We start from the raw sequence: 24,284 nt of genomic DNA on the forward strand, positions 1-24,284 counted from the left end.
GCTGATTAGCGCACGCCGCGGAAGGCGCGGTCGTTGAGCTCGCGGCGGGCTTGCTCAAGTGCCACGAGGTCGGCGAAGAGTGAGTTATAGGACTCTTCGTCGTCGGAGGGGCGCATGCGGCCGAGTTGGGCCTTGAGTTGAGCTACTTGGTCGCCCACGCGGGCTTCCTGGAGGCGGGAGAGCACGGAATCGGCGTAGGCCTCAAGGTCGGTATCGGGGTTGCCGGTCTCCCCCAGCTTGATGGGTTCCACGGCCAGCTCAGAAACGAAGTTGCGGGCCATGAGATCCGGCATCTCGCCGGCCACGGCGGCTAGCCATTCCACGCCAGGTTGTTCAGCACCGGCGGTGACACCACCGAGGGTGGAGATGGCGCGGCGTATAGTGCGGTAGGCCTCGTTGGAGTAGGCATCCTCCGTAATGCCGTCGAAGTAGCTGCCGGCGATCTGCGGGTATTGCAGTGCCAGCTTGAGGGCCTCGCGCTGCGGCCACAGGTGCGGCTCCCGGGGGCCGGGGATGTGCATGACGGGAGCATTGGACTGCGCAGGAACGGAGGAGGTCTGCTCCAGGGAGGCAAAGCGCGGACGCTGCTCCTTCTTCGGCCTGCGGGCTTCCTGGCGCACTTGGTGGAGTACTTCCTCCGGGTCGGGCCAGCCCACCCAGCCAGCCAAGCGGCGGGCGTATTCGCGCTGCAGGGGTTGATCCCGGATTTGGGCCACGACGGGCACGGCGCGGCGCAGGGCCTGGAGGCGGCCTTCGGCAGAGTCGATGCTGAACTCCGAGATGACGGAGCGGATGACGAACTCAAACATGGGGATGCGGTCCGCCACCAAGTCGCGCACGGCGGCATCGCCGCGCGCAAGGCGCAGATCGCAGGGATCCATGCCGTCGGGGGCCACGGAAACGAAGGACTGGCCGGTGAATTTCTGCTCGCCCTCGAAGGCGCGCATGGCGGCCTTCTGGCCGGCCTCGTCACCGTCGAAGGTGTAGATGAGCTCGCCGTGGAAGTAGGAATCATCCAGCATGAGGCGGCGCAACACTTGCAGGTGGTCTGCGCCGAAGGCGGTGCCACAGGAGGCCACGGCGGTCTTCACACCCGCGGCGTACATGGCCATGACATCCGTATAGCCCTCCACCACCACGGCCTGGTGCTGCTCCGCGATGTTGCGCTTGGCCAAATCCAGGCCGAAGAGCACCTTGGACTTGTGATAGAGCATGGTCTCGGGCGTGTTCATGTACTTGCCCAGCTTGTCATCGTCGAAAAGCTTGCGTGCGCCGAAGCCGATGACGTTGCCGGACAAGTCCTTGATAGGCCACAGCAGGCGGCGGTGGAAGCGGTCGATGGGACCGCGCTTGCCCATCTTGGAAATGCCGGCGGCTTCGAGCTCCTCGAAGGAAAAGCCCATGCGCAACAGGTGCTTGGTGGCGGTATCCCAGCCCTCCGGGGCGTAGCCGCATTCAAACTCGTAGATAATTTCCTTGGAGAAGCCGCGGTCCAGGAGGAACTCACGTGCAGCGGCAGCCTGCGGGGTTTCCAGCTGCTGGCGGTAGAACTCATGCGCGGCCTTGTTCGCGGCGATAAGCCGACGGCGCGTGCCAGGCTTCTCGTCGCGCGCTCCGGTGGAACCGCCTTGGTAGTTGATGTGGTAGCCAACCTTCTGCGCGACGGCCTCGACTGCCTCCGGGAAGGAGACTTGCTCCATTTCCATGAGGAAGCTGAAAACATCCCCGCCCTTGCCGGTGGAGAAGCAGTGATAGTAGCCGCGCTGCGGGCGCACGTGGAAAGACGGGGTCTTCTCATCCTTGAAAGGGCTTAGTCCCTTCAAAGAGTCATAACCAGCGGGCTTGAGCTGGACGTATTCGCCCACGATCTCATCAATAGGCGCGCGTTCACGGATAGCTTGGATATCGCTGTCCGGAATTCTGCCTCGTGCCATGCGTACAGACTACCCCGCCCACGCAAGGTACAGGTACCCACGGCTGGGTGGGCAAGAGCCGCGAGTCCCACATCCTGGAAGAACCCATGTGTGGGAATCGGAAAAGTGCGCGTTCTTGATTTCTTTTTCGGCCCCCGCACCTGCAATGATGGGGGCCATGGCCCAATCCTCCCCCTCCAAAAAGTCGCTGCCGGCTCTCATCGGTGGCGCAGTTCTCGTCCTCGTCGCGGGTTACTTCGGCATCGACCTCGGTGACTCCAGCGATGGCGCGGACCAGAAGGCAGCGTCCTCATCGGATACGCCTGATGCGTCCGCTGCATCGGGCGCATCCTCTGCCGCTGATGCGTCTGGTGGGGATGAGGGGGACGTCGCCAAGCAGGGCGGCTCCAACCTGCCCACTTGTGCCATGGATTCCTTGCCCCAGGAGGCGCATGACACGGCCAGCGATATCCTGGCGGGCGGCCCCTATGACTACCCGGATAATGACAACGTGCGCTTTGGCAACTATGAGGGCGTGCTGCCGCAGCAGGACAGGAATTACTACCGCGAATACACGGTGGAAACGCCGGGGATTGGGCACCGCGGGGCCAAGCGGATTGTCACCGGTGGCGGGAGCGAGACCGACCCGGATGTCTGGTACTACACCGATGACCACTACGACAGCTTCTGCAGCATCCCGGACGCGGAGGACTAAGACATGCAGCGCATCCTGATTACTGAACCTATCCGCACGCGCGAGGACTTCTATGGCGCGCTTGGGCGCCTGCGCGGCTGCCAGTCCGGTGCGCCGCGCAACCTCGATGCTTTGGCCGATTTCTTGCGTGAGCAGCACATCGTGGCGATTATCGCTGCGGATTTCGACATGGTCGAAGAAGACCTGGCCCCGATCAGCATGGTGCTGAAGGACCAGGGTGTAGCACTCGTGCGCTAGCTCAAGAAACCGAAGAGATCGGCGCTGCGCTGCGCCAGGCGCTCCAGGCGTGATTCGGTCATGGAAGCGATCTGGTCGATGATGGCGCGGTCACGCTCCAAATCGGTGTCGGCTAGGTTCCACCACAGGGCGAAGGTGGCGTCCAGCGAGCCCGGCGCGCCGGCCACCAGGTAGTCGTAGACGCGGTAGATACGCTCGCGCTGGCGGTCCTGACGAGCCAGGTGGGCGGGCTCATCCATGACGTAGAGGACGGCGATGGTCTTGAGCAGGGTCACCTCCGCCACCGCGCCCTGTGGGACGGCGAGGTCGCCGTACATGCGGCCAAGCGGGCCGTCGTTGGCCGCCAGCGTGGCGGAGACGGTGGCGCCGACGTAGCGGCCAACGAGCTCGGAGGTCATCTTCTTCAAATTGGCATAAGAGCGCAGGGAGTAATCAAAGTTACCGATGGCATTGATGACGTCCAGCTGGCGCAGGCGGTCGGCGGCTTCCAGGAGCTCGTCGGCAGTACCGCCGAAGGCTTTGGCGCCCTTGTCCGCGAGGTTGGCCAGCTCCACCAGGTCCCAGAGCACGCCGAGCGAGATGCGGCGGGAGATGATGCCGTCTTCGACGTCATGGACGGAGTAGGCGATGTCATCCGACCAGTCCATGACCTGGGCCTCCATGGACTTGCGTTGGTCGGAGTGGCCCTTTCGGAGCCATTCCAGGACGTCGGCGTCTTCGTCGTAGGCGCCGTATTTGCGGTTGGTCGTGCCATCCGGGTTGGTCTTGGTCCAGGGGTATTTGCAGGCCGCATCCAATGAGGCGCGGGTGAGGTTGAGGCCATAGCTGCGCGGGCCCGCCGGGGTATCCAGAACCACCTTGGGCTCCAGCTTGGTCAGGATGCGCAGGGTCTGGGCGTTGCCCTCGAAGCCGCCGAGGGCGACCTCGTTGAGGGCATTCTCGCCGTTGTGGCCGTAGGGCGGGTGGCCGATGTCATGCGTCAGCCCCGCCATGTCGCACAGGTCCGGGTCGAGGCCTAGCCCGGCGCCGATGCTGCGGGCAATCTGGCTGACTTCCAGGGAGTGCGTGAGGCGCGTGCGCGGGGTATCGCCGTCGCGCGGGCCGACGACCTGGGTCTTGTCCGCCAGGCGGCGCAGGGCCGCGGAATGTAGGACGCGGGCGCGGTCCCGGGAGAAGGCGCCGCGGTGCTCCTCGGATTTGAGCAGGGCCGAACCTTTGGGTGACTCGGAGGCGAGGCGGGCGACGTCTTCTGCGCGGTAGGAATAGCTCACGGGTTTTAAGCTTAGGCGGAGTCCTGGCCATCCTGGGTCTGCCTCGCGCCAATGACGCGGTGGCGCAGGGCTTGGTTGGGACGGATGAGGCGCTCGACGCGGTAGAAGGCCGCGCGCACGCCTTCGGTGCGCTTCTCCCCCAGCAGGGTGCGCAGCCCCAGGTAGGCCAAACCGCCGGTCTCGTGGGCCAGGTAACGCCACCACGGGATGGAGAAACGCCGGGAAGGATAGTAGGGCGTGCCCATAACGGTCGCGGTGATTCCTTCTTGGCGGGCGATGAGGAAGGTGCGCAGGCGGTGCAGCGGGTCGGTGACGATGACGGCCTCGCTCACACCAAGTTTTTCGCGCGCGGCGGCCAGTTCGCTGCGTGTGTCGAGGCCTTCTTCGAGGGCGGTGATGGTGAGGGGTTCGTCGTCAAGCATGCGCTTGGCTACGCCGGCCTCGGTGAACCTATCGCCGGGCAAGTTCCCGCCCACGGTAATGATGGGCAGGTCGTGCGCGGTGGCGTACTCGGCGGCGAAGCGCACGCGGCCGCGAAGGATGCGGGAGGGGCGCCCGTCGTACTGCGCAGCGCCCAGGACAATAACGTACTTCACTGCCTGTCCACTTTAGCGTTGGGTGGCAGGTATCGTGGTGCGCATGACTACTGCTGCTCGTATTGGACGCGCCGCCCTTGCCGCCCTCGTGCTGGGGTTGGCCACTGCTAGCCCGGCCGAGGCTGCGGACTTCGTTGTTGCCGCGCCGGAGGCGGCCTCGCTCACGGATAAGGTGACGGATGAGGCGGGGGTGCTCTCGGACTCGGAGAAGGCCGAGTTGGAGGACAAGATTGCCGCGCTGCAGCAGGAGCACCACGTGGTGATTTTCGTGGTCTTTGCCTCCTCGCTACCGGAGGGCGCGGAGGCTTATGCCGGTGAGATTGTGCAGTCCAAGGGGCCGAATTCCGCGGCCTATGTGGTGGGTGTGGATGATTCCACCGTGGGCGTACAGACGGGTAATGAGTGGCCGCGCGGGCGCCTGGATGTGATGTATGAGGCGGCCTACGCCAAGCTTGCCGACGGCCGCCAGTTCGGTGCTTCCGCACTCGCGCTTGTCGACGCTGCCGCTTCCGGTTCTTCTTCCTCTTCTGGCTCAGCTGGTTCATCCAGCTCTGCTGATTCCGATGGTTCTGGTGGCTTGTGGCTAGCTGGCGGCGCGGGCGCCCTAGCTTTGGCTGGCGGTGGCATCGCGGTGGCGAGCCGACGCAAAACCAAGAAGGACTCGGCGGCCACTCTGGAGTCCGCGCGCCAGATTGAGCCGAGCAATACCGCGCAGCTCGACCGCCTGGACATGGCGACCTTGGAAAAGCTGGCCCAGGAGGAGCTGGTCTCCACCGATGAATCGATTCGCCGCGGCAAGGAGGAGCTCGATATTGCGGTGGCCGAGTTCGGCCCCGAGCGCACCCGCCCGTTCACGCGCGCGATGAACCACTCCACGCTGACCCTGCAGAAGGCCTTCCAGCTCCAGCAGAAGCTTAAGGACAACCTGCCGGAAACCACGGCGGAGCGCCGCCAGATGTTGGTGGAGATCATCTCCTCTTGTGGGCAGGCCGACGATGCCTTGGATGAGCAGGCCGCGGACTTTGCCAAGATGCGTGACTTGCTCATTAACGCCAGCTCCAAGCTGGATGAGCTGACTCGCCGGGTGGTTGACCTGCGCGGGCGCCTGCCTCAGGCACGCGCTACCTTGTCTACTCTCAGCGGCTCCTATTCCGAGGAGGTGTTGTCCTCCATTGCGGATAACCCGGAGATGGCGGAGGTCTCGCTCAATGAGGCAGAGAAGCTGCTGGAGCGTGGCCGTTCACTGCAGTCCCAGCCGGCTGGCCAGCAGGGTCCTTTGGTGGGCTATATCCGCGATGCCGAGCACGCCCTGGAGGTCTCCGACCGGCTGCTGAATGGCGTGGAGAATGCCGAGAACTCAATCACCGCGGCTCGCGATAACCTGCCTGCGCTCATCGATGAGGTCGAGGAGGAAATCGCCGAAGCGCAGCACCTCGAGCAGCGCGGCAAGGCCCAGGGCTCGACTGCAGATTGGGTCGCCTTGGAGGAGTTGATGGCCCGCGCCCGGGAGGCTCTGCGCGCGGCCCGCCAGCACGGTCAGGGCGATCCGCTAGGTCAGTACACGGCGCTGACGGCTATCGATGGCGAGCTTGACCAGCAGCTGGACACCGTCCGCGAAACCAACGCCACCCGCGAGCGCCAGATTGCGCTGTACCGCCAGCAGATTGCCGCGGCCGAATCCGCCATCCAGGCAGCTGAGGACTTGCTCTCCTCGCGTGGCCGCGTGGTAGGCCCCGATGCGCGTGTGGCTCTTGCCGATGCCACCCGCCTCTTCGCCCAAGCCCAGAACTCCGCCTCGAAGGACTTGCGCGCGGCCCTCAACTTCTCCCGCGATGCCGCGTCTGCCGCGCAGACCTCGCTCAACCGCGCGAAGGAAGACTTGGAGGCTTATCGCCGCCAAGAGCAGCGCCGCCAGGCCACCGATGCCGCGGGCAACATCCTCACCGGCATGGTGCTGGGCCAAATCCTCGGTGGCGGCAGCTCCCGCGGCCACAGTGGCGGCTTCGGCGGTGGTTTCTCCGGAGGAGGCGGCTTTGGTGGCGGCGGTTTCTCGGGCGGCGGCGGTGGAGGCGGCTTCCGCGGCGGCTCCTTCTAGCAGTCCTCTCCCCCTTCCCCGCGCTAGCCCCTCCCAGCCGTCTTCACCCACTTCCCCGTCCTCTCCCCTTCCCCGCGCCAGTTCCTCCCAGCCGGCTTCACCCACTTCCCCGCGCGAGCCCTCGAGACCCGCGGCCCACACCCGGCATCTCATAACCAGGGCGGTCCCACATGGCATCTCGCACAAGGCGCCTTGCATAAGGCATCTGGCAAAAGGCATCTTCTAGAAGGCGTTTTCACAGCTAAAAACGCCTTTTGCACCCTCTACATGGCGTTTTCAGCCCCAAAGGCGCCTTTTGACAGATGCCATCTGCCAGATGCCTTCTGCCGGACTGTCGGATGCCGTTTGCGGGATGCCTTCTGCCGAATGTCCTTGCACGCATCGGGCGGTTGGATACCGACTCGATTGTCGGGCAAGTAGAGCCACGGATACGGGATTGGTGCACGTACATGGTTGGGTCAACCGGTCATGCACATGGTTCTAGTCAAACGGTTCGCCTCAGATGGTTCTGGTCAAACGGTTCACCTCAGATGGTTCTGGTCAAACGGTTCACCTGGGGGCAAGTAAACCTTCTGCAATGCGCTAGATGGTTCGTTTGGGGGCAAGCAAACCTTATGACTGCAACCATCTGACTCGAACCCTCTACCGGCATACCAAGCCGAGCAAACACACTCGGAGAGCTCCTCTTCGAAGACAAACTCCACTACTCGCATGTCGGTGCAGGTTATATCGCGAAAGGTCCCTTTAGTTTGGTGCCTTTATTCTGGTCCCTTTGCCTAGTAAAGGGACCATCTATCAGGCGAAAAGCTGCGCCACATGGTCCCTTTGCACTCATAAGGGACCAGAGTGGAGGGACCAAACCAGAAGGACCATCTGTGAGAGAGCGGAAAGCACGGCCTAGCAGGCAGGAAGCAAGAAGGGGACGTGCGCCGAGCAGGCAGGCAGCAGGAAAGCGAAGTGGGCTTAGGCGGGCAGCAGCGCGAAGTAGGGGTTCGGTGCACACATGGGCGGCGCTGCGGAAGGTGGGTTTTAGGTGCGCAGGGGGCGGGTGGAGCCGTCGAGAAGCAGGCAACAGTAGCTGGTGAAGGCGGCGTCTGCGAGGGGGAGCTCGCCCACCGCAACCTCGAGGTCGCGGCCGCGCGGAGTGGTGCGCGCGACCTCGGCGGCGGGGCCAGACAAAGCGAGGATGCGGCGCTCGCGGCGGAAGGGGTTCGTGCGCTCGAGCAAGTACTCGCGGCCCTGACAGACCGCACGCAGCTTTTTCACCGTGAAGCTGGTCTGCTCCGCCGAAAAGTCGGGCCCGCGTACAGTAAAGCTGCGAGCGCCCGGGATGTGCTCGAAGGCGATGGTGGCGCCCGTTCCGGGCAGCAGCAGGCCTGCCGGGGTCACGCGGGCGATGACCTCACCCGCGCCATCCGCCAACGCCCCGTCGTGCCACACCCAGCGCTGCATCAGAGCAGCACCACAATGACCGCGACGATGGTCAGCAGCACCAACGTCGCGATGATCGGGATAGCGGTGCTCTGCGTCCGCGCCTCCAGAATCACACGCGTAAACCAGCTCAGCGCCGCAATTTCCGAATGATTGAGGTCATCGGAATCATCGCTTTTCTCGCCCTCAAACTCCAGGATGGCCTTACGCACACCCGAGTTCTTCGAGGAGAACTGCGCGATTTTCAGCCCGTCGTGGTCCTCAACAATCCAGTCGCCGCCGGCCTCGTTGATGAAGGCAAACGTGCGCCCATCCAGGGAAGCCTCCAAACGCTTATCGCGCTTGGGGTTGCCCGCCAGGCGGTAGACGCGGTCGTCTTCCAGGGTCACCGACGCGCCCAGGTCATCGAGGCCCAAGCGCCAGTGCTCGCCTTCCACATCTGCCGAGCGTTCCTGGAACATGCCCAACGACTCCGGCCCCTCCCCCACGAGGAGGACCGGGTTCTGGCGGTCGCTGCGGTCCCAGCTGGTGTAGTGCATTAGCAGCCAGCCAGGCGGGCAGCCAGGTAAGCCTCAAGCTCGTCAAGCTTGACGCGCTCCTGCTCCATCGAGTCGCGCTCACGCACGGTGACCGCGTTGTCCTCGAGGGTGTCGAAGTCATAGGTCACGCAGAACGGCGTACCAATCTCGTCCTGGCGGCGGTAGCGGCGGCCGATGGCGCCAGAGACATCGAACTCCACGTTCCAGTTGGCGCGCAGCTTGTTGGCCAGCTCGCGGGCCGGGGTGGACAGCTCTTCCTTCTTGGACAGCGGCAGCACGGCCACCTTGACCGGAGCCAGACGGCGGTCCAGGCGCAGCACGACGCGCTTATCGGTACCGCCCTTGGCGTTCGGCACCTCTTCCTCGTCGTAAGCATCGATGAGGAAGGCCATCATGGCGCGGCCCAGGCCGGCTGCCGGCTCGATGACGTACGGGGTCCAGCGCTCGCCGGCTTCCTGGTCAAAGTAGGACAGGTCCTCGCCGGAGCCCTTCGCATGCACGGAGAGGTCGTAGTCCGTACGGTTGGCCACGCCTTCCAGCTCGCCCCACTTGGAGCCCTTGAAGTTGTAGGCGTACTCCACGTCCACGGTGCGCTTGGAGTAGTGGGACAGCTTCTCCTGCGGGTGCTCATAGAGGCGCAGGTTCTCTTCCTTAATCCCCAGGTCGATGTACCAGTTGAAGCGGTCATCGATCCAGTACTGGTGCCACTCTTCATCCTCGCCCGGCTTGACGAAGAACTCCATCTCCATCTGCTCGAACTCGCGGGTGCGGAAGATGAAGTTGCCCGGGGTGATCTCATTGCGGAAGGACTTACCGATGTTCGCGATACCGAACGGCGGCTTCATACGCGCCGAGGTCATCACGTTCTTGAAGTTCACGAAGATACCCTGCGCGGTCTCCGGGCGCAGGTAGTGCAGGCCCTGCTCATCGTCGACCGGACCCAGGAAAGTCTTGAGCAGACCGGAGAAGGCCTTCGGCTCGGTCCAGTCACCCGGCTGGCCAGTCTCCGGATCGTTGATGTCAGCCAGGCCGTTGGCCGGCTCGTGGCCGTGCTTTTCCTCGTAGGCCTCGATCAGGTGGTCCGCGCGGTAGCGCTTACCGGTGTGCTTGGACTCCACCAGCGGGTCGGTGAAAACCTCAACGTGGCCGGAGGACACCCACACCTGGCGCGGCTGGATCACGGATGTATCGACACCCACGACGTCATCGCGGGACTGCACCATGTGGCGCCACCACTGGCGCTTGATGTTTTCCTTGAGCTCGACGCCAAGCGGGCCGTAGTCCCACGCAGAGCGGGAACCGCCATAAATTTCACCTGCCTGGTAGACCAAGCCGCGGCGCTTACACAGGCTGACGACGGTATCAATGACGGATGCCATAGCTAATGGGACTCCTCTGGTAGGGGACAGTCTTTATACAGTGCGGCCTAGTCTAGCGTGCCCCTCACCGCCGCGTGCCGTCACCCCAAAAGTGTGGTGCATTTTATACACATTTCCGCATTCTTCGGCTATAGTACCGATAGCTCTCTTTTTAACTCTCCATCAATAGATATGACTGAAGGTGAATGGCGTGACCAACACCCAGAGCGAAGCTCTCCCTTTCGATCGTGCCGCGGCTGCCACCGTGATTAGCGCTTTGGATTCACCACTGCGCATCGATATCATTCAGCGCCTCTCCGAGCGCGACCACTACGTCCACGAGCTGGTGTCCGCGACCGGCAAATCGCAGCCGCTTATCAGCCAGCACCTGCGGGTTCTCAAGCGCGCGCAGATCGTCGACAGTGAGCGCACCGGCCGCGAGGTTCGCTATTCTCTGGTGGCGCCTAAGGTGCTGCCCTTGCTTCGCGACGCCTCACTGGCCACCGCTTAATGGAAGTGTGTTGATAAACTAGGGGCCATGTCCATCCACGACAGTATTCCCAAACTCGGTGCTCGCAATACCCGCCAGCGCACCGCCGTCGTTGAGGTCCTGCGTAGTCTCGACAAGTTCGTCTCTGCCAAGGACATTCACCAAGCGCTTATCGACGGTAACCAAAAAGTCGGCCTCACCACCGTCTATCGCACGCTCCAATCACTCTCGGAGATCGACGCTGTCGACGCGCTCCACATGCCCTCCGGTGAAACCCTCTACCGCCACTGCGAAAGCGATGCGCACCACCACCACCTGGTGTGCACCAAGTGCGGCCGCACCGAAGAAATCGACGGCGGCCCTATTGAAGAGTGGGCCTCCTCGGTAGCCAAGAAGCACGACTTCGAGCTGACCGGCCACGATGCCGAAATCTTCGGCATCTGCGCCAACTGCTCCGCTGCGTCATAGAAGCTTTTTACCGCGCCTAGCCTTTCCCGTGTAGGGAGTCTTTCTTTCGCAGAAAACCTGTCCCCTCAGCCAGCCCTAAACTAGCGGCGGCTGAGGATTTTTCTTTTGCCCACTACCAGCGACAACCCCTTTCCCGTCAGGCAAGCCAGGTAAAGCACCCTTTACAGTAAAGGACGCTTGACATATAGTGTCAGTAAAGCACGCTTTACAGACATCGCTGACAGGAGAACCATGCGCACCACTCGTTTTGGCCGCCCCAAATTTGGCGGCACCCAAGCCAAACTCATCGTCCTTTCCCTAGCCGCGGGCCTAGCTCTCGCCACGACAGCCGGAGCTGCCATTGCTGCATTCGTGCATCAAGAAGCGCCGTGGCTCGCTTTTGCGGTCTACGCTTTGTGCCTTCTCCCAGTAACCACGGTGGCTAGCTGGGCATTCATGGTGGATCGCTCCACTATCGACGGGGCCACGCCAGACCCAGAGAACTCCATCGAGTCCCACTGGTATTCGCAGGCTTCCGAAAACACACTGCACGCCATGCTTTTTGCCATCGGTGGACTAGGCGTCATCTCCTCCTTCTGGGAGTTCCACGTTTCCGGCACTCTGCTCACTATCATCCTGGGCGTTTTTGTTACTGGCACCTTTGGTATCAGCTACGCCGCACACAAGAAGGCTGCGAGTTAAGCCGTGGATAATCGGCTCAAGGAAATACGAGAAGAACGCGGGCTCTCACAGCAAGGTCTTGCCACCGAATTAGGAGTCTCGCGCCAAACCATCATCAGCATTGAAAAAGGGCGCTACGATCCATCGCTTCCCCTCGCTTTTCAGATCGCGCGCCACTTTTCCTGCCGCATCGAGGACATTTTCATCCCAGATGACTAAAAGCGCGCGGCAAACCCCCGCGCGCTCCTTCGCTCCCCAACGGCGCTACTTGACGCCGCCGAAGCGGCGGTCACGCCGCGCGTACTCCTCCACCGCGGCAAACAAGTCTTCCGGCGTGAAGTCCGGGAAGAGCTTGTCCTGGTAAATCATCTCTGCATAAGCCGACTGCCAGAGCAGGAAGTTAGAGGTGCGCTTTTCGCCGGAGGGGCGCAAGAACAGATCCACGTCTGGCATATCGGGGTCATACATCACCGAGCTCACCGTCTTCTCGTTGATGGAGCGCGGGTCAATCTCGCCGCGGGAGACTTGCTCGGCGAGTTCCCGGATGCCGTCGACAAGCTCGGCGCGCCCACCGTAATTCACGCACATCACCAGGGTCATCTTGGTGTTGTCCTTGGTGAGCTCCTCGGCTGCCTCGAGCTCCTTGATAACGGAGCGCCACAGGCGCGGGCGGCGGCCGGCCCACACCACGCGCACTCCCCTCTCGTTGAGCCAATGGCGCTGGCGACGCAGCACGTCGCGGTTAAAGCCCATGAGGAAGCGGACCTCCTCCGCGCTGCGGCGCCAGTTTTCCGTGGAGAAGGCATAAGCGGAAAGGTAGGGAACGCCGAGGGCGAGGCAGGCATCGACGACGTCGAGAAGCACTGCTTCCCCGCGGCGGTGACCTTCGGTGCGCTTCATGCCGCGCTCCTCTGCCCAGCGGCCGTTACCGTCCATGACCAGCGCGATGTGGCGCGGCAGGAACTCCTGCGGGATAGCGGGCGGATGAAGGACTCGGTTCGGGTCAGGCGTAATCACGGATTACAGTCTACTGTTCCATGATGCCCAGCGCGCCAACGCTTCGCTCAAGATGCCATTGCAGGTGCGCGCGGGTGAGGCGATGGGCCTCTTGGGCTTGGGCGTTCGTCGGTTGGCTGGGGTGGTCATGGGCGATAAGCCACATGTGGTGCAGGGTTTCCGGGTCTACCTCGGCGGCGCCTGGCGGGCGGCATTGGTGGCAGGCGGCCCCACCCACAGCAGGGTGGAAGGCGTGGTGGGGGCCCGGCCTTTGGCACTGGGCGCAATCAAAAAGGCTGGGCGCCCAGCCGGCGTGGGACATGGCTTTGAGAAGGAAGGCATCGAGAAGCATGAGCGGATCGCCGTGCTGAAGCTTGTCGAGGACATCGACGCAGGCCTCGTAAAGGTAGGGATCGCCGGGGGCATCAGCGGCGGCGAGGCGCTCGGCGGATTCGAGGGCAGCGCAGGCGGCGGTATAGCGCTCGTAATCCTCGATGATGCGCGCTCCGAAATAGTCCACCGTGTCTGCCTGCGTGATGGTGTAGAGGTTGCGGCCGGGGTAGAGCTGCACGTCGAGGTTGACGAAGAGCTGCAGGCGGGAGCCGAAGCGCGACTTGGCGCGGCGCACACCCTTGGCCACCCCGCGCACGAGGCCGTGGTGACGGGTCAAGAGCACGATGATGCGATCCGCCTCACCGAAATCATAGGAGCGGATGACGAGGGCGCGGTCGCGGAAGTTTTCGCGCATTTAGAAACCCAGGCGGCCCAGCGCCTTCGGGTCCGACTGCCAATTCTTGAGCACCTTAATACGCAGGTCAAGGTAGACGTTCTGGCCGAGCAGCTGAATGATTTCCTTGCGGGCGGTGCCCACGATACGGCGGAAGCGGCGGCCATCCTTGCCCTCAATGATGCGCTTCTGGCCGGGGCGCTCTAGGTAGAGGATGGCGTGGACGTTGAGGACGTCGGGGCGCTCCTGGCTGGGCAGAATCTCATCGACTTCGACGGCGACGGAGTGCGGCAGCTCGTATTTCAGGCCGGACAGCGCAGACTCGCGGATCAGCTCGGCGATGCGCTTGGACTGGTCTTCGTCGGTGACATGGTCGTCCGGGTAAAACTTGGGGCCTTCGGGGAGGTGGTCCACGATGACCTGGGTCAGCTCATCCAGCTGCACGCGCTCGGTGGCGGAGACCGGGATGACCACGGCATCGGGGTTCTCTTCGGCGAGCAGCTCGTGCAGGGCAAGCAGCTGGGCGCCAACCTGGTCCTTGGACGCTTTATCCAGCTTGGTGACGATGCCGATGATGGGGGTCTTCGGTGCGACCTTGCGGACGTTCTCCAGGATCCACCGGTCTCCGGGGCCAATCTTTTCGTCGGCGGGGATGGTCAGGCCGATGACGTCGACGTCGGCGTAAGTGTCTTTGACGACCTCGTTGAGCCGCTCACCGAGCAAGGTGCGCGGGCGGTGCAGGCCGGGCGTGTCGACGAGAACAATCTGTGCATCTTCGCGGTGGACCAAGCCGCGGATGGGGTGGCGGGTGGTTTCAGGCTGGTCAGCGGTAATGGCGATCTTCTGCCCCACCAGCGCGTTGGTCAGGGTGGACTTGCCGGTATTGGGGCGGCCGACGAAGGACACGAAGCCGGAGTGGAAGCCCTCGGGCGTGTCGGTGTACTGCGAATAGTCGGCGGGGTTGGCTTCGCCCTCGGCTGGTAGGTCGGCGAAGGCGGCATCGAAATCAGTGCTCATATTGCCTCATATCATAACGCACGAGCTGTCGAGTCCCGTTCTTCCTGTATGGCCCTGCTCTGACTCTCGACGTGCGGCCCCGAGAGCTTCCTGCCGATGCGCCGGCAGATGGTCCTTCTACTCTGGTCCCTTCTCTGTGCAAAGGGACCATCTGGTGCCGGTTTTCGCGTGCTAAATGGTCCCTTTAGTGTGCGAAGGGACCAGACTAAAGGGACCTTCTGTGCTCCTCCGGGGGTCATCCGCCCTGCAGATGGTTCGAGTCAGGCGGTTCTAGTCATAAGGTTTCCTTGCCCCCAAACGAACCATCTAGCGGCCTCCAGAAGGTTTGTTTGCCCCCAAGAGAACCTTCTGACCCGAACCGTTTGAGTAGAACCTTATAGCTGGAAACGACATCGTTGAAGGTGGGCCGCGAAAGCAGCAACGAGGTGCGGGTGAAGGTTGGTGGCGCGAGGTTATCCGCCGCATGTTGACTGCGAAAAAGCTTGCGCCACATGGCATCTTGCAAACGGCATCTTCCGAAAGGCGTCTTTGGTAGGAAAAACGCCATCTGGACGCCGCAAAAGGCGTTTTCAGGAGTGAAAACGCCTTCTGACAGATGCCTTCTGCGGGATGCCATTTGCCGGACGCCTTTTGCGGGGCTAAGGATCAGACTGGCGCGCGAGACCAAGCAAAACCAAGGATCAGGCTGGTGCGCGAGACCAAGAAAACCAGACAGAGCCCAAGGCTGCAAAGGCGCGCGGGCAGCGAAAGAGGCGTGAAAGCTAGAGCTCCTCGACCTGGAACTGCAGCTGCGGGTGAGCGAAGGCATCCTGCGACTCGATGAGTAGCAGCTCCTGGGAATCCGCCTCGTAGGTGTTCTGCAGCAAGTCGAAGACGGAAGACGCGGTGCGCTTGAGCGCTTCCTTCGCATCATGCGTCTCCACGTAGTGGCCGGTGAAAAGCGAGGCCGTGACATCGCCCGAGCCGTTGCGCTTGAACGGCAGCTTGGGGGTAGTGACCAGGAAGGCGCGCTCGCCATCAACGGCGAGCATCTCAATCTCGTCCTCGCTGGTCTCTGGGCGCTGCACCGAGGTCACCAGCACAGTCTTCGGTCCGATCTCCTGAGCGCGCTTCACCGCGGCGAGGGTCTGCTCCAAGGTGCCGACCTCGGAGTCCGTCAGGTAGCCCAGCTCAAACTGGTTCGGAGTGATGATGTCCGCGACCGGAACGACCTTATCGCGCAGCAGCGGCGGGATTTCATCGGAGACGAAGCAGCCGGACTTGGCGTTGCCCATCACCGGGTCGCAGGCGTAAAGGGCACTCGGGTTAACCGCCTTGATGCGGTTCACGGCATCCACGATGGCGCCGGCGATGTCCGGGCCGCCCTGGTAGCCAGACAAAATCGCATCAATGCGCGGAAAGGCGCCGCGCTTCTCGATGCCGTCCACAATCGCCGTGACCTCTTCCGCCGGGATCATCGGCCCGCCCCAATCGCCATAACCGGTGTGGTTGGAGAAGTTCACCGTGTGAATCGGCCACACCTCATGGCCAGCGCGCTGAAGTGGAAAGACTGCTGCGGAGTTGCCCACGTGGCCAAAGGTGACGTGGGACTGAATGGAGAGGATGTTCATAATCCCCTATTGTGCTACGCCCCACGCAGCACCTCAACGATTGGCCTCATTTAAGCAAAGAAACTGTTTTAGAGTGACCGTGTCTGGAGTGGCGCTAAACCCGCGCCGAGTCACTTTAGATTCCGCCGCCGGGGACTTCCTTGTCCAGTTCGGCACGCTCGGCCGCATCCGGGAAGGCCTTCGGGCCAGAAGGCTTGGGCTGGTAGCTCACGCCGCGTGCTGCCAAGTCCTCGTACCAGTCCGCCAGCAGCTCATTCTGCAGGCCGAACATTTCCTTTTCCTCCGCCGCAGTCGTGTGGTCATAGCCCAGCAGGTGCAGGCAACCATGCACGGTGAGCAGAGCCAGCTCGTGGCCCAGTGAGTGGCCGGCGGCCGTGGCCTGGCGCTGAGCAAACTCCGGGCAGAGCACAATATCGCCCAGCATCGCAGGTCCGGCCTCCACCGCGTCGGGGCGGCCAGCGGTAGCACCCGGGGTGAGCTCATCCATGGGGAAGCTCATCACATCGGTCGGGCCCTCTAGGTCCATCCAGCGCACGTGCAGCTCCGCGATGGTATCCAGATCCACCGCAGTAATCGTGCACTCGGCATCCGGATTCACGTCGAGGCGGCCGAGGGCGTAGGAGCAGACGTCGATCAGCATCTCCTCGTTGACGCCGTCATAACCGGACTCGTTAATAAACTCGATGCTCATTTCTTCTCCTCCTGCTCAGCAAAGTTATCGTAGGCCTCGACAATGCGCCCGACCAGCTGGTGGCGCACCACATCAGCAGAGCCCAGCTCCGCGAAGTGGATATCCGGCACGCCCTTCAGAATGCGGCGCACCAGGCGCAGACCGGAGACCTGGCCACCGGGCAAGTCCACCTGGGAAATATCGCCGGTCACCACGATGGTGGAGCCAAAGCCCAGGCGCGTCAGGAACATCTTCATCTGCGCCGGGGTGGTGTTTTGGGCCTCGTCGAGGATGACGAAGGCATCGTTGAGCGTGCGGCCACGCATATAGGCCAGGGGTGCGACCTCAATGATGCCGGCCTCCATGAGCTTTGGAATCATCTCCGGATCGATCATGTCCCGCAAAGCGTCGTACAGCGGGCGCAGGTAAGGGTCGATCTTGTCGTTGAGGGTGCCGGGCAAAAAGCCCAGCTTCTCCCCCGCTTCAACTGCCGGGCGGGTCAAGATAATGCGGCTGACCTGCTTGGCGCGCAGGGCCTGCACCGCTTTCGCCACCGCCAAGTAGGTCTTACCGGTACCGGCCGGACCGATACCGAAGACAATCGTGTTCTCATCGATGGCCTGCACATAGCGCGATTGGCCAAGAGTTTTCGGGCGCACGGCCTTGCCGCGGCGCGAGACGATATCCGCCGCGAGCGTCTCAGACACAGAGGCTGGGGCATCCACCGTGACCAGGTCCAGGGTGTGCTTCACGGTATCGGTGCTCACCGGATGCCCACGGCGGGCAATCGCCTCGAGCTCTTCGAGGACCTTGCGCGCGCGGGCCACCTCATAGTCCGGGCCGGCGGCGGTGACTGTGGTCCCGCGAGCGAAGAGGTCCACGCCCACGAGGTTGCCCAAAACGCGCAGGTTATCGTCCGCCGGACCGAGCACCGTGGCGAGGTAGGCGGAATCGAGATCAAACTTGGTGGTGATAATAGGCACGCCCAAAAGGCTACCAGCGCGCGGTCAGGGTGCCGATGCTGGCCAAGGCCACCATGCTTGCCGACGCCGTCCGCAACACCTCCGGCCCCAACTTGATCGCCGTCGCCCCGGCCTCCCGCAGGCGGGCTAGTTCCTCCGCGCCGATGCCGCCCTCCGGGCCCACCAGCAGGTAGATGGTCTCGGCGGAGTCGAGGTCAGCAAGATCCTTGAGCCGAGCCTCGGCGTCCTCGTGGAGGACCAGCGCGCGAGCACCGGAGATTTCCTGGCACAGCTGGCGGGTGGTCAGCGGGCCGCGCACGGCGGGCACGCGCGCGCGGCGCGATTGCTTAGCGGCCGCCACGGCCGCGGATTCCCACTTGGCTAGCGCCTTCGGGGCCTTCTTGGCATCCCACTTGGACACGCAGCGATCCGCCTGCCAGGCGATGATCTCATCCGCCCCGGCCTGGGTGGCCAGGTCGACGGCGAGCTCGGAGCGCTCCGACTTCGGGATGGCCTGGACCACGATGACGCGCGGGGAGGGTTCGGGGATGATCGCGAGGTCGTCGACAAGCGCGGCCAGCGTGTCCTTGCCCTGCGTATCGGTGATGGTCGCGGTGGCGCGGCGCCCGGACCCATCTATCAGGACCAGGTGCTCCCCTGGGCCCATGCGCTTGACGGTGACCGCGTGGCGGCCCTCCGCACCCTCGAGGCCCACCGGCTGGCCAACCTCAGCGAGGGAGAGATCCGGGTGGAGGAAGACGGGCAGAGACATTAGCGGCGGAACTTATCGCGGAAGCGGCTAAAGAGGGATTCGCCCTGGCCATCCCCGGCGTGGTGGACCTCGGTGCCGCCGTGGCCGGCGGCGCGGACCTTCTCCAGTGCCTCGCGGGTCTTCTTATCCAGGTCAGTCGGGACAACAACATCCACGTGGGCGTGGAGGTTGCCAAAGCCGTCGGTGCGCAGGCGCGGCATGCCCTTTCCTTGGAGGGTGATGGACTCGCCCGGCTGGGTGCCCGGCGCGATATCGATGGTGAGCTCCTCGCCGTCGAGCTGCTCGACGGTGCACGAAGCACCCAGCGCGGCATCCACCATGGGCACGCGCACGGTCAGGTGCAGGTCATCGGCGTTGCGCTCGAAGACGGGGTGCGGCTCGGTGTGCACCTCAACGTACAGGTCGCCAGCGGGGCCGCCGCCGTGGCCGACCTCGCCTTGGGACGCCATGCGGATGCGCATGCCATCACCAATGCCGGCGGGGATATTCACCGTAATATCGCGACGCTTGCGCACGCGGCCATCACCGCCGCAGTGGCCACAAGGATCGGTGACTACTTCGCCGAAGCCGTAGCACTTCGGGCAATCGCGGGTGGTCATCATGTTGCCCAACATGCTGCGCTGGACCTCTTGGACCTGGCCCATGCCGCCGCAGTGATCACAGGTCACCGGCTTGGACTTGGACTCAGAACCGGTTCCCTCACAGCGGTCACAAACCACAGCGGTATCCACCTTGACCTGCTGCTTAACGCCGCTATAGGCCTCCTCGAGGGTAATGGTGGTGCGCAGGAGCGCATCATCGCCCGGCTGCACGCGGGAACGCGGGCCGCGGGAGGCTGCTCCCCCGCCGAAGAACTCGGCGAAGATATCGCCGAGGCCGCCGCCACCGAAACCACCAAAGCCGCCGCCCTGGGCCGCGCGCTCCTCCATGGGGTCACCACCCATGTCCACAACCCGACGCTTCTGCGAATCCAGCAGAACCTCCTGCGCAAGGGAAGCCTCGCGGAACTTCTCCGCGGCCTCCTCATCGCCCGGGTTGACGTCCGGGTGGTACTTGCGCGCCAGCTTGCGGTAGGCCTTCTTAATCTCGGCGTCGGACGCCGACTTTTCTACACCAAGAATGCCGTAGTAGTCACGAGCCACGTACTGTCATCCTTCTATATCTCGTTGATGCTAAATCTAATCCGACGGGCCAGCTTACTCGCCCGCCAAAATTTCACTCACATAGCGTGCAACGGCAGAGACCTTGGAGATTGTTCCCGAATAATCCATATACGTCGGCCCCACCACACCGAGCCCGCCGAGTGCTGCGGCCTCCGAGCCGGTGCCGAATCCATAGCGCGTGGCCACGACGGAGGTTTGGCGCAGCTCATCGGCCTCGTTTTCCTCGCCGATGGAGACCGAAACATTGCCCAGGTCCGGCACGCGCGCCAGCAATTTCAGCACCACGACCTGCTCTTCCAGGGCCTCGATGATCGACGGCAGGCCCTCGGGCAGGGCCACGCGGGTGAGGTTAGAGGTTCCCGCCATGATCAGGCGATCGGAGGGCTGCTCCACGAGGGTCTCAATCAGCGTGGTTGCTGCCTTGAGGAGGTGGGGGCGGATGTCGGCTGGGGAGTCGTCGACAAGCGCGGCCAACTCCGCCGAAGCATCGGTGAGAGTCTTGCCCTCCAGGGCGGTGTTGAGGATATCGCGCAGGCGGTGGGTCTGCTCGGGGTCGATGACGTCATCGAGCTCCACATTGCGCTGATCGACGCGCCCATTATCCGTAATCAGCACCAGCAGCAGTCGCACCGGTGATAGTGCGACGACCTCGCAGTGCTTGACGCGGGAGACCTTGAGGTTGGGCATCTGTACGACGGCAGCTTGCTTGGTCACCTGGGCCAGCAGCTGGACGGAACGGCGCAGCACGTCCTCCAAATCGACGCCGCCTTCGAGGAAGGTGAGCATGGCGCGGCGCTCGGCCTTGGAGAGCGGCTTGACGTCATGCAGCGTGTCGACGAACTGGCGGTAGCCCTTCTGCGTGGGCACGCGCCCGGAGCTGGCGTGTTCTTGGGCGATGAGGCCTTCGGCTTCGAGCACGGCCATGTCATTGCGAATCGTCGCCGAGGACACGCCCAGCTGGTAGCGCTCGAGCAGGGCCTTGGAGCCGACCGGCGATTGCGAGGCGATGTAGTCCGCGACGATGGCGCGCAGGACTTCTTGGCGGCGGGCATCGGTGGAGCTAGACATGTCTTTAAGGCTATCCGTTCTGGCGGTCAGGGGTGGAAAAGCTGTGGAAATCAACGACTACGGGCAGGTAGTTCACCGCCGCTTCCAAGTGGTTCTACTCAAATGGTTCGGGTCATACGGTTCACTTGCCCCCAAACGAACCTTTTAGCAGCCCAAGGAAGGTTTGTTTGCCCCCCAAACAAACCTTATGACTGGAACCATGTGGGGAGGGCAGTGCGAGCCGCTAGTGGGCCAGCTGATCGGACTTGGAGGTTAGCCCGCAGGCGAGACCAGTCGCTAGCGAGCGGTGTCTTCAGCGACGAGGAGGTCGGTGATGATGCCATCCGCGAGCAAGCGCCCATCCTTGGTCACGCGGAGGCGGTCGCCGGCATGCTCGAGCAGGCCGCGCTCGATGAAACGCGCGGCCACGGGCTCAGCGGCGGGCGCGAGCCAGGACGCAGGGATGCCCTCACGCAGGCGCAGGCCCAGCATGATGCGCTCGGTGTGGCGGTCAGCGGCGCTGAGCTGCTCGCGATCCTTGATGGGAAGCTCCCCCTCGCCGACGGCCTTGATGTAAGTCCGCGGGTTCTTCACGTTGTAGAAGCGCTCGTTGCCCAGGTGCGAATGCGCGCCCGGGCCCGCGCCCCACCAGTTGCCGTCCACCCAATAGATGCGGTTGTGCTGGCACTCCCCGCCCGGCTTGGCCCAGTTGGACACCTCATACCACTCGAAACCTTCGGCCTCGAGCGTGGAAGAGATCATCCCATAGCGCCGGGCCAGCACGTCCTCATCCGGTGCGGGCAGCAAGCCCTTGGACACCTTGCGGGCCATACGCGTGCCATCCTCCACGATGAGCGAATACGCACTGATGTGGTCCACCCCGGTCTCCAAGGCGCGCTCCAAGGTCAGGGCAACGTCGGCGTCCTCTTCTGTCGGCGTGCCATAAATCATGTCCAAGTTGACGTGCTCGAAGCCCGCATCGATGGCTTCGCGCGCCGCATCGAAGGCCCGGCCCGGCGTGTGGGCTCGCTCCAACACGGCGAGCACCCCCGGGGAGGCGGATTGCATGCCCAGGGAAAGGCGGGTGAAGCCGGCGTCGAGAAGCCCAGCGAAGTACTCCGGCGAGGTGGATTCCGGGTTGGATTCCGTGGTGACCTCCGCGTCCGGGGCGAGGCCGAAGGTGTCGCGAACCTTCGACAAGACACGGCCCAGGCCGTCGGCGCCCAGCAGGCTCGGCGTGCCACCGCCAATAAAAACCGTTTCGGCCTCGCGCCCCACCTGGGCCGCCGCCATCTCCAGTTCCTTCTCCAGAGCAGCCAGATAATCGCTGGTCAGGTCCCCTCCCAGCTCACCCGGGGTATAGGTGTTGAAGTCGCAGTAGCCGCAACGGGAGGCGCAGAAAGGAACGTGAATGTAGAGACCAAAGGGATCCATGGGAACAAAGTATCCGACAGCGCCGTTAAAGCGGTAGTCTATAGTGCAGATTTGCAACCCCGATAGTGAAGAAAGGCCTCTTTTAAGTGGAACCTCCGAGTCGATGTCCCCGCCGCCTCCTTAAGGCGGTGGGGTAAGCCGTGTTATCTGCCATCCTGATGATTGTGGCGGGTTTCGCCGTCATCGCTCTCATTATCGTGGCCAACGCCTACTTCGTGGCGCAGGAATTCGCCTTCATGTCGGTGGACCGCACGCAGCTGCGCCAGCGCGCAGCGACTGGGGATAAGCCCGCGGAGCGCGCCTTAAAGATCACGCAAAAGACATCCTTCATGCTCTCCGGCGCGCAGCTGGGTATCACGATTACCGGCCTGCTCATCGGTTATGTGGCCGAGCCCCTCGTGGGCCAAGGCCTGGGCCAGCTGCTGGGCGGCGTGGGCGTGCCCACGGGTGTATCCGTCGCGGTAGGCACCGTGGCGGCGCTTGCTATTTCGACGGTTCTCACCATGCTCTTCGCCGAGCTCTTCCCGAAGAACTACACCATCGCAGCCCCCATGAAGTCAGCGCTGTGGCTGTCCGCATCGACGATGTGGTACCTCAAGATTTTTGGCTGGCTCATCCACTTCTTCGAGTATTCCTCCAATGCCCTGCTCAAGTTATTCGGCATCGAGCCGGTGGAGGATGTCGATTCTTCTGCCACCACCGATGACTTGGAGTCCATCGTCGATGCCTCCCACGAGGCCGGCGACTTGGATGAGGACACCTACCTGGTGCTCGACCGCCTCCTCGACTTCCCCGAACACGACGTGGGACACGCCATGATTCCGCGCTCGCGCGTGGATGTCATCGAGCCCGAAACCACCATCGGCGAGGTGCGCGAGATGATGTCGGAGAACCACACCCGCTACCCCATCATCGACGATGAACACAATCCCATCGGCGTGGTGCACCTCTACGACGTGCTGGGCACCGAGCTGCCCGCGGCCACCCCGGCCCGCGAAATCATGAAGGCCCCCGTGGTGGTGCCGGAGCTCATGCCGCTTCCCGACGTCGTCACGGAGCTTCGCGACGCCGACGAGAAACTCGCCTGCGTCATCGACGAATACGGCGGCTTCGTCGGCATCGTGACCATGGAGGACTTGGCCGAGGAAATCCTCGGCGATGTCACCGACGAGCACGACCTCGAAGAAACCGAGGAAATCACTGAGCAGGACGAGACGCACTGGATCGTCGACGGTGACACGCCCATCGACGAGGTGGAGCGCGCCATCGGCCACGACCTGCCAGAGGGCGATTTCGAAACCGTCGCCGGCCTGCTCATCGCTCATTCCGGCACGCTGCCGGAGGAAGGCGAAGAGCTTTCCATCGAGCTTGAGGCCGAGCCGGAAGACTGGGTCGATGGCGACGAAGCCCCCATCCGCACGCTCAACGTGCGCGTCGAGGAAATCGACCGCCACGTCCCCTCCGTCCTATCACTCGAGCTGGTGGAGGAATTCCCGGAAGGAGAAGATGACTAATGACTGATACCTGGTGGTTTAACCTCATCGTCACCCTGCTCATCATCGCTGCTTCCGCGTTCTTCGTGGTCATCGAGTTCTCCCTCATGGGCGCTCGCCGCAACCGCTTGGAAGAAACCGCGGAGTCCTCAGCGGCCTCGCGTGCGGGCCTGCGCTCGCTCAACGAGCTGACCATCATGTTGGCCGGCGCGCAGCTGGGCATTACCGCCGCGACGTTCGTCCTTGGTGCGGTGACCAAGCCCTGGGTCCATCACCTCCTGATGAGCCCACTTGAGGCGCTGGGCCTGCCGTTGGGCGTTGCGGACGTCGTCTCCTTCCTCCTTGCGCTGTTCGTCGTGACCTTCCTGCACTTGGTCATCGGTGAGATGGCGCCAAAGTCCTGGGCCATTGCCCACCCGGAAACGGCTCTGCAGCTCATCGCGGTCCCTGCTCGCGGCTTCATTTGGCTCTTCCGCCCGCTGCTGATCTGGATTAACAAGATGGCCAACAAGCTGGTCCGCATGACTGGTGAAGAACCTGTGGACCGCGCCGGTGCAGCCGGCTACGACGCAGAAACCTTGCGCCATCTGGTCGAGCACTCGCGCCTGACGGGCACGCTT

The 24,284-nt window shown here is 63.3% G+C and carries 26 protein-coding genes; 9 read left to right on the top strand and 17 right to left on the bottom strand.

Translation table 11 applies throughout. The features are described 5' to 3' along the window. Positions 1 to 5: 5 nt before the first annotated feature. Entirely contained in the window at positions 6 to 1,934 is a 1,929-nt protein-coding gene (dnaG, locus tag HMPREF2565_RS05320; protein ID WP_071406974.1) for a DNA primase, read from the bottom strand. A gap of 157 nt (positions 1,935 to 2,091) precedes the next feature. Here dnaG and HMPREF2565_RS05325 point away from each other — a divergent pair, with 157 nt between their 5' ends. Together HMPREF2565_RS05325 and HMPREF2565_RS05330 are read left to right on the top strand one after the other, a co-directional pair. Next, a complete protein-coding gene (locus HMPREF2565_RS05325; RefSeq protein ID WP_071407006.1) occupies positions 2,092 to 2,628 on the top strand; it encodes a guanyl-specific ribonuclease in 537 nt (178 codons plus the stop codon). 3 nt (positions 2,629 to 2,631) lie between these two features. After that, a complete protein-coding gene (locus tag HMPREF2565_RS05330; protein WP_046649054.1) occupies positions 2,632 to 2,865 on the top strand; it encodes a barstar family protein in 234 nt (77 codons plus the stop codon). Here the strand turns inward: HMPREF2565_RS05330 and HMPREF2565_RS05335 are convergent. Together HMPREF2565_RS05335 and HMPREF2565_RS05340 are read right to left on the bottom strand one after the other, a co-directional pair. Next, a complete protein-coding gene (locus HMPREF2565_RS05335) occupies positions 2,862 to 4,136 on the bottom strand; it encodes a deoxyguanosinetriphosphate triphosphohydrolase (protein ID WP_071406975.1) in 1,275 nt (424 codons plus the stop codon). The genes HMPREF2565_RS05330 and HMPREF2565_RS05335 overlap by 4 nt on opposite strands. Positions 4,137 to 4,147: 11 nt before the next feature. Then, on the bottom strand, positions 4,148 to 4,732 hold the full coding sequence (locus HMPREF2565_RS05340) for a YdcF family protein (protein WP_071406976.1): 585 nt from the start codon (positions 4,730 to 4,732) through the stop codon (positions 4,148 to 4,150). A 43-nt stretch (positions 4,733 to 4,775) separates the two neighbouring features. On the opposite strand from HMPREF2565_RS05340, the gene HMPREF2565_RS05345 reads away from it, so the two are divergent. Continuing rightward, complete coding sequence (locus HMPREF2565_RS05345; RefSeq protein WP_071406977.1) at positions 4,776 to 6,827, top strand: TPM domain-containing protein; 2,052 nt, start codon at positions 4,776 to 4,778, stop codon at positions 6,825 to 6,827. A gap of 1,029 nt (positions 6,828 to 7,856) precedes the next feature. On the opposite strand, the gene HMPREF2565_RS05350 is transcribed toward HMPREF2565_RS05345, so the two are convergent. The 3 genes from HMPREF2565_RS05350 to HMPREF2565_RS05360 are packed head-to-tail and all read right to left on the bottom strand — an operon-like array spanning position 7,857 to position 10,176. After that, positions 7,857 to 8,279, bottom strand: coding sequence for a hypothetical protein (locus HMPREF2565_RS05350; RefSeq protein WP_071406978.1), 423 nt, complete (start codon positions 8,277 to 8,279; stop codon positions 7,857 to 7,859). Then, positions 8,279 to 8,797: a hypothetical protein gene (locus HMPREF2565_RS05355; RefSeq protein ID WP_071406979.1), complete on the bottom strand. Its 519-nt coding sequence runs from the start codon at positions 8,795 to 8,797 to the stop codon at positions 8,279 to 8,281. The genes HMPREF2565_RS05350 and HMPREF2565_RS05355 overlap by 1 nt, the downstream gene beginning before the upstream one ends. After that, positions 8,797 to 10,176, bottom strand: a complete 1,380-nt coding sequence (locus HMPREF2565_RS05360; protein ID WP_071406980.1) for a glycine--tRNA ligase — start codon at positions 10,174 to 10,176, stop codon at positions 8,797 to 8,799. Before HMPREF2565_RS05360 ends, HMPREF2565_RS05355 begins: the two co-directional genes overlap by 1 nt. Before the next feature lie 190 nt (positions 10,177 to 10,366). Here HMPREF2565_RS05360 and HMPREF2565_RS05365 point away from each other — a divergent pair, with 190 nt between their 5' ends. The 4 genes from HMPREF2565_RS05365 (at position 10,367) to HMPREF2565_RS05380 (ending at position 11,992) form a co-directional block, all read left to right on the top strand. Beyond that, positions 10,367 to 10,666 (top strand): ArsR/SmtB family transcription factor, encoded by a 300-nt coding sequence (locus tag HMPREF2565_RS05365; protein ID WP_070517872.1) that lies wholly within the window; start codon positions 10,367 to 10,369, stop codon positions 10,664 to 10,666. Between the two features lie 27 nt (positions 10,667 to 10,693). Further along, entirely contained in the window at positions 10,694 to 11,113 is a 420-nt protein-coding gene (locus tag HMPREF2565_RS05370) for a Fur family transcriptional regulator (protein WP_071406981.1), read from the top strand. 231 nt (positions 11,114 to 11,344) lie between these two features. After that, a complete protein-coding gene (locus tag HMPREF2565_RS05375) occupies positions 11,345 to 11,794 on the top strand; it encodes a hypothetical protein (RefSeq protein WP_071406982.1) in 450 nt (149 codons plus the stop codon). A 3-nt stretch (positions 11,795 to 11,797) separates the two neighbouring features. Further along, positions 11,798 to 11,992 carry a helix-turn-helix transcriptional regulator gene (locus HMPREF2565_RS05380; RefSeq protein WP_071406983.1) on the top strand — a complete coding sequence of 65 codons (195 nt, stop codon included), beginning with the start codon at positions 11,798 to 11,800 and terminating at the stop codon, positions 11,990 to 11,992. Positions 11,993 to 12,037: 45 nt separating this feature from the next. Here the strand turns inward: HMPREF2565_RS05380 and HMPREF2565_RS05385 are convergent, their stop codons facing one another. The 11 genes from HMPREF2565_RS05385 to hemW all read right to left on the bottom strand — a co-directional run bounded on the left by HMPREF2565_RS05385 (position 12,038) and on the right by hemW (position 22,171). Beyond that, positions 12,038 to 12,790, bottom strand: coding sequence for an isoprenyl transferase (locus tag HMPREF2565_RS05385; RefSeq protein WP_071406984.1), 753 nt, complete (start codon positions 12,788 to 12,790; stop codon positions 12,038 to 12,040). A 10-nt stretch (positions 12,791 to 12,800) separates the two neighbouring features. Continuing rightward, positions 12,801 to 13,517, bottom strand: coding sequence for a DNA repair protein RecO (recO, locus tag HMPREF2565_RS05390; RefSeq protein ID WP_071406985.1), 717 nt, complete (start codon positions 13,515 to 13,517; stop codon positions 12,801 to 12,803). Further along, complete coding sequence (gene era, locus HMPREF2565_RS05395) at positions 13,518 to 14,513, bottom strand: GTPase Era (protein ID WP_070513581.1); 996 nt, start codon at positions 14,511 to 14,513, stop codon at positions 13,518 to 13,520. Positions 14,514 to 14,787: 274 nt separating this feature from the next. Next, entirely contained in the window at positions 14,788 to 15,129 is a 342-nt protein-coding gene (locus HMPREF2565_RS13690) for a hypothetical protein (protein WP_128081866.1), read from the bottom strand. A 145-nt stretch (positions 15,130 to 15,274) separates the two neighbouring features. Further along, the gene (pdxY, locus tag HMPREF2565_RS05400; protein WP_070545433.1) at positions 15,275 to 16,123 is read right to left on the bottom strand and encodes a pyridoxal kinase PdxY; all 849 of its coding nucleotides are present in this window, start codon (positions 16,121 to 16,123) and stop codon (positions 15,275 to 15,277) included. Positions 16,124 to 16,238: 115 nt separating this feature from the next. Next, complete coding sequence (ybeY, locus tag HMPREF2565_RS05405; RefSeq protein WP_046649037.1) at positions 16,239 to 16,814, bottom strand: rRNA maturation RNase YbeY; 576 nt, start codon at positions 16,812 to 16,814, stop codon at positions 16,239 to 16,241. After that, positions 16,811 to 17,776, bottom strand: coding sequence for a PhoH family protein (locus HMPREF2565_RS05410; RefSeq protein ID WP_046649036.1), 966 nt, complete (start codon positions 17,774 to 17,776; stop codon positions 16,811 to 16,813). Before HMPREF2565_RS05410 ends, ybeY begins: the two co-directional genes overlap by 4 nt. Before the next feature lie 10 nt (positions 17,777 to 17,786). Beyond that, the gene (locus HMPREF2565_RS05415) at positions 17,787 to 18,527 is read right to left on the bottom strand and encodes a 16S rRNA (uracil(1498)-N(3))-methyltransferase (protein WP_070679345.1); all 741 of its coding nucleotides are present in this window, start codon (positions 18,525 to 18,527) and stop codon (positions 17,787 to 17,789) included. Then, positions 18,527 to 19,669 carry a molecular chaperone DnaJ gene (gene dnaJ, locus HMPREF2565_RS05420; protein WP_071406986.1) on the bottom strand — a complete coding sequence of 381 codons (1,143 nt, stop codon included), beginning with the start codon at positions 19,667 to 19,669 and terminating at the stop codon, positions 18,527 to 18,529. The genes HMPREF2565_RS05415 and dnaJ overlap by 1 nt, the downstream gene beginning before the upstream one ends. A 54-nt stretch (positions 19,670 to 19,723) precedes the next feature. Then, positions 19,724 to 20,758: a heat-inducible transcriptional repressor HrcA gene (hrcA, locus tag HMPREF2565_RS05425; protein WP_046649033.1), complete on the bottom strand. Its 1,035-nt coding sequence runs from the start codon at positions 20,756 to 20,758 to the stop codon at positions 19,724 to 19,726. 276 nt (positions 20,759 to 21,034) lie between these two features. Further along, positions 21,035 to 22,171, bottom strand: a complete 1,137-nt coding sequence (gene hemW, locus HMPREF2565_RS05430; protein ID WP_071407007.1) for a radical SAM family heme chaperone HemW — start codon at positions 22,169 to 22,171, stop codon at positions 21,035 to 21,037. Positions 22,172 to 22,311: 140 nt separating this feature from the next. Between hemW and HMPREF2565_RS05435 the strand changes: the two genes are divergently transcribed. Both HMPREF2565_RS05435 and HMPREF2565_RS05440 read left to right on the top strand, forming a co-directional pair. Next, entirely contained in the window at positions 22,312 to 23,685 is a 1,374-nt protein-coding gene (locus tag HMPREF2565_RS05435; RefSeq protein ID WP_046649032.1) for a hemolysin family protein, read from the top strand. Further along, a partial coding sequence (locus HMPREF2565_RS05440) for a CNNM domain-containing protein (protein WP_141745888.1) occupies positions 23,685 to 24,284 on the top strand: 600 nt, incomplete at its 3' end. The genes HMPREF2565_RS05435 and HMPREF2565_RS05440, both read left to right, overlap by 1 nt.

The sequence above is a fragment of the Corynebacterium sp. HMSC072A04 genome, assembly GCF_001809235.1.
GTDB classification, from domain to species: domain Bacteria; phylum Actinomycetota; class Actinomycetes; order Mycobacteriales; family Mycobacteriaceae; genus Corynebacterium; species Corynebacterium hiratae.

Coding starts and splice junctions, on each gene's coding strand:
- HMPREF2565_RS05375 (WP_071406982.1), top strand. CDS start 11,345: ATGCGCACCACTCGTTTTGGCCGCCCCAAATTTGGCGGCACCCAAGCC.
- hrcA (WP_046649033.1), bottom strand. CDS start 20,758: ATGTCTAGCTCCACCGATGCCCGCCGCCAAGAAGTCCTGCGCGCCATC.
- recO (WP_071406985.1), bottom strand. CDS start 13,517: ATGCGCGAAAACTTCCGCGACCGCGCCCTCGTCATCCGCTCCTATGAT.
- HMPREF2565_RS05330 (WP_046649054.1), top strand. CDS start 2,632: ATGCAGCGCATCCTGATTACTGAACCTATCCGCACGCGCGAGGACTTC.
- ybeY (WP_046649037.1), bottom strand. CDS start 16,814: ATGAGCATCGAGTTTATTAACGAGTCCGGTTATGACGGCGTCAACGAG.
- era (WP_070513581.1), bottom strand. CDS start 14,513: ATGAGCACTGATTTCGATGCCGCCTTCGCCGACCTACCAGCCGAGGGC.
- HMPREF2565_RS05370 (WP_071406981.1), top strand. CDS start 10,694: ATGTCCATCCACGACAGTATTCCCAAACTCGGTGCTCGCAATACCCGC.
- HMPREF2565_RS05345 (WP_071406977.1), top strand. CDS start 4,776: ATGACTACTGCTGCTCGTATTGGACGCGCCGCCCTTGCCGCCCTCGTG.
- HMPREF2565_RS05415 (WP_070679345.1), bottom strand. CDS start 18,527: ATGTCTCTGCCCGTCTTCCTCCACCCGGATCTCTCCCTCGCTGAGGTT.
- HMPREF2565_RS05360 (WP_071406980.1), bottom strand. CDS start 10,176: ATGGCATCCGTCATTGATACCGTCGTCAGCCTGTGTAAGCGCCGCGGC.
- HMPREF2565_RS13690 (WP_128081866.1), bottom strand. CDS start 15,129: ATGGCATCCCGCAGAAGGCATCTGTCAGAAGGCGTTTTCACTCCTGAA.
- HMPREF2565_RS05350 (WP_071406978.1), bottom strand. CDS start 8,279: ATGCAGCGCTGGGTGTGGCACGACGGGGCGTTGGCGGATGGCGCGGGT.
- dnaG (WP_071406974.1), bottom strand. CDS start 1,934: ATGGCACGAGGCAGAATTCCGGACAGCGATATCCAAGCTATCCGTGAA.
- HMPREF2565_RS05325 (WP_071407006.1), top strand. CDS start 2,092: ATGGCCCAATCCTCCCCCTCCAAAAAGTCGCTGCCGGCTCTCATCGGT.
- pdxY (WP_070545433.1), bottom strand. CDS start 16,123: ATGAACATCCTCTCCATTCAGTCCCACGTCACCTTTGGCCACGTGGGC.
- HMPREF2565_RS05355 (WP_071406979.1), bottom strand. CDS start 8,797: ATGCACTACACCAGCTGGGACCGCAGCGACCGCCAGAACCCGGTCCTC.
- hemW (WP_071407007.1), bottom strand. CDS start 22,171: ATGGATCCCTTTGGTCTCTACATTCACGTTCCTTTCTGCGCCTCCCGT.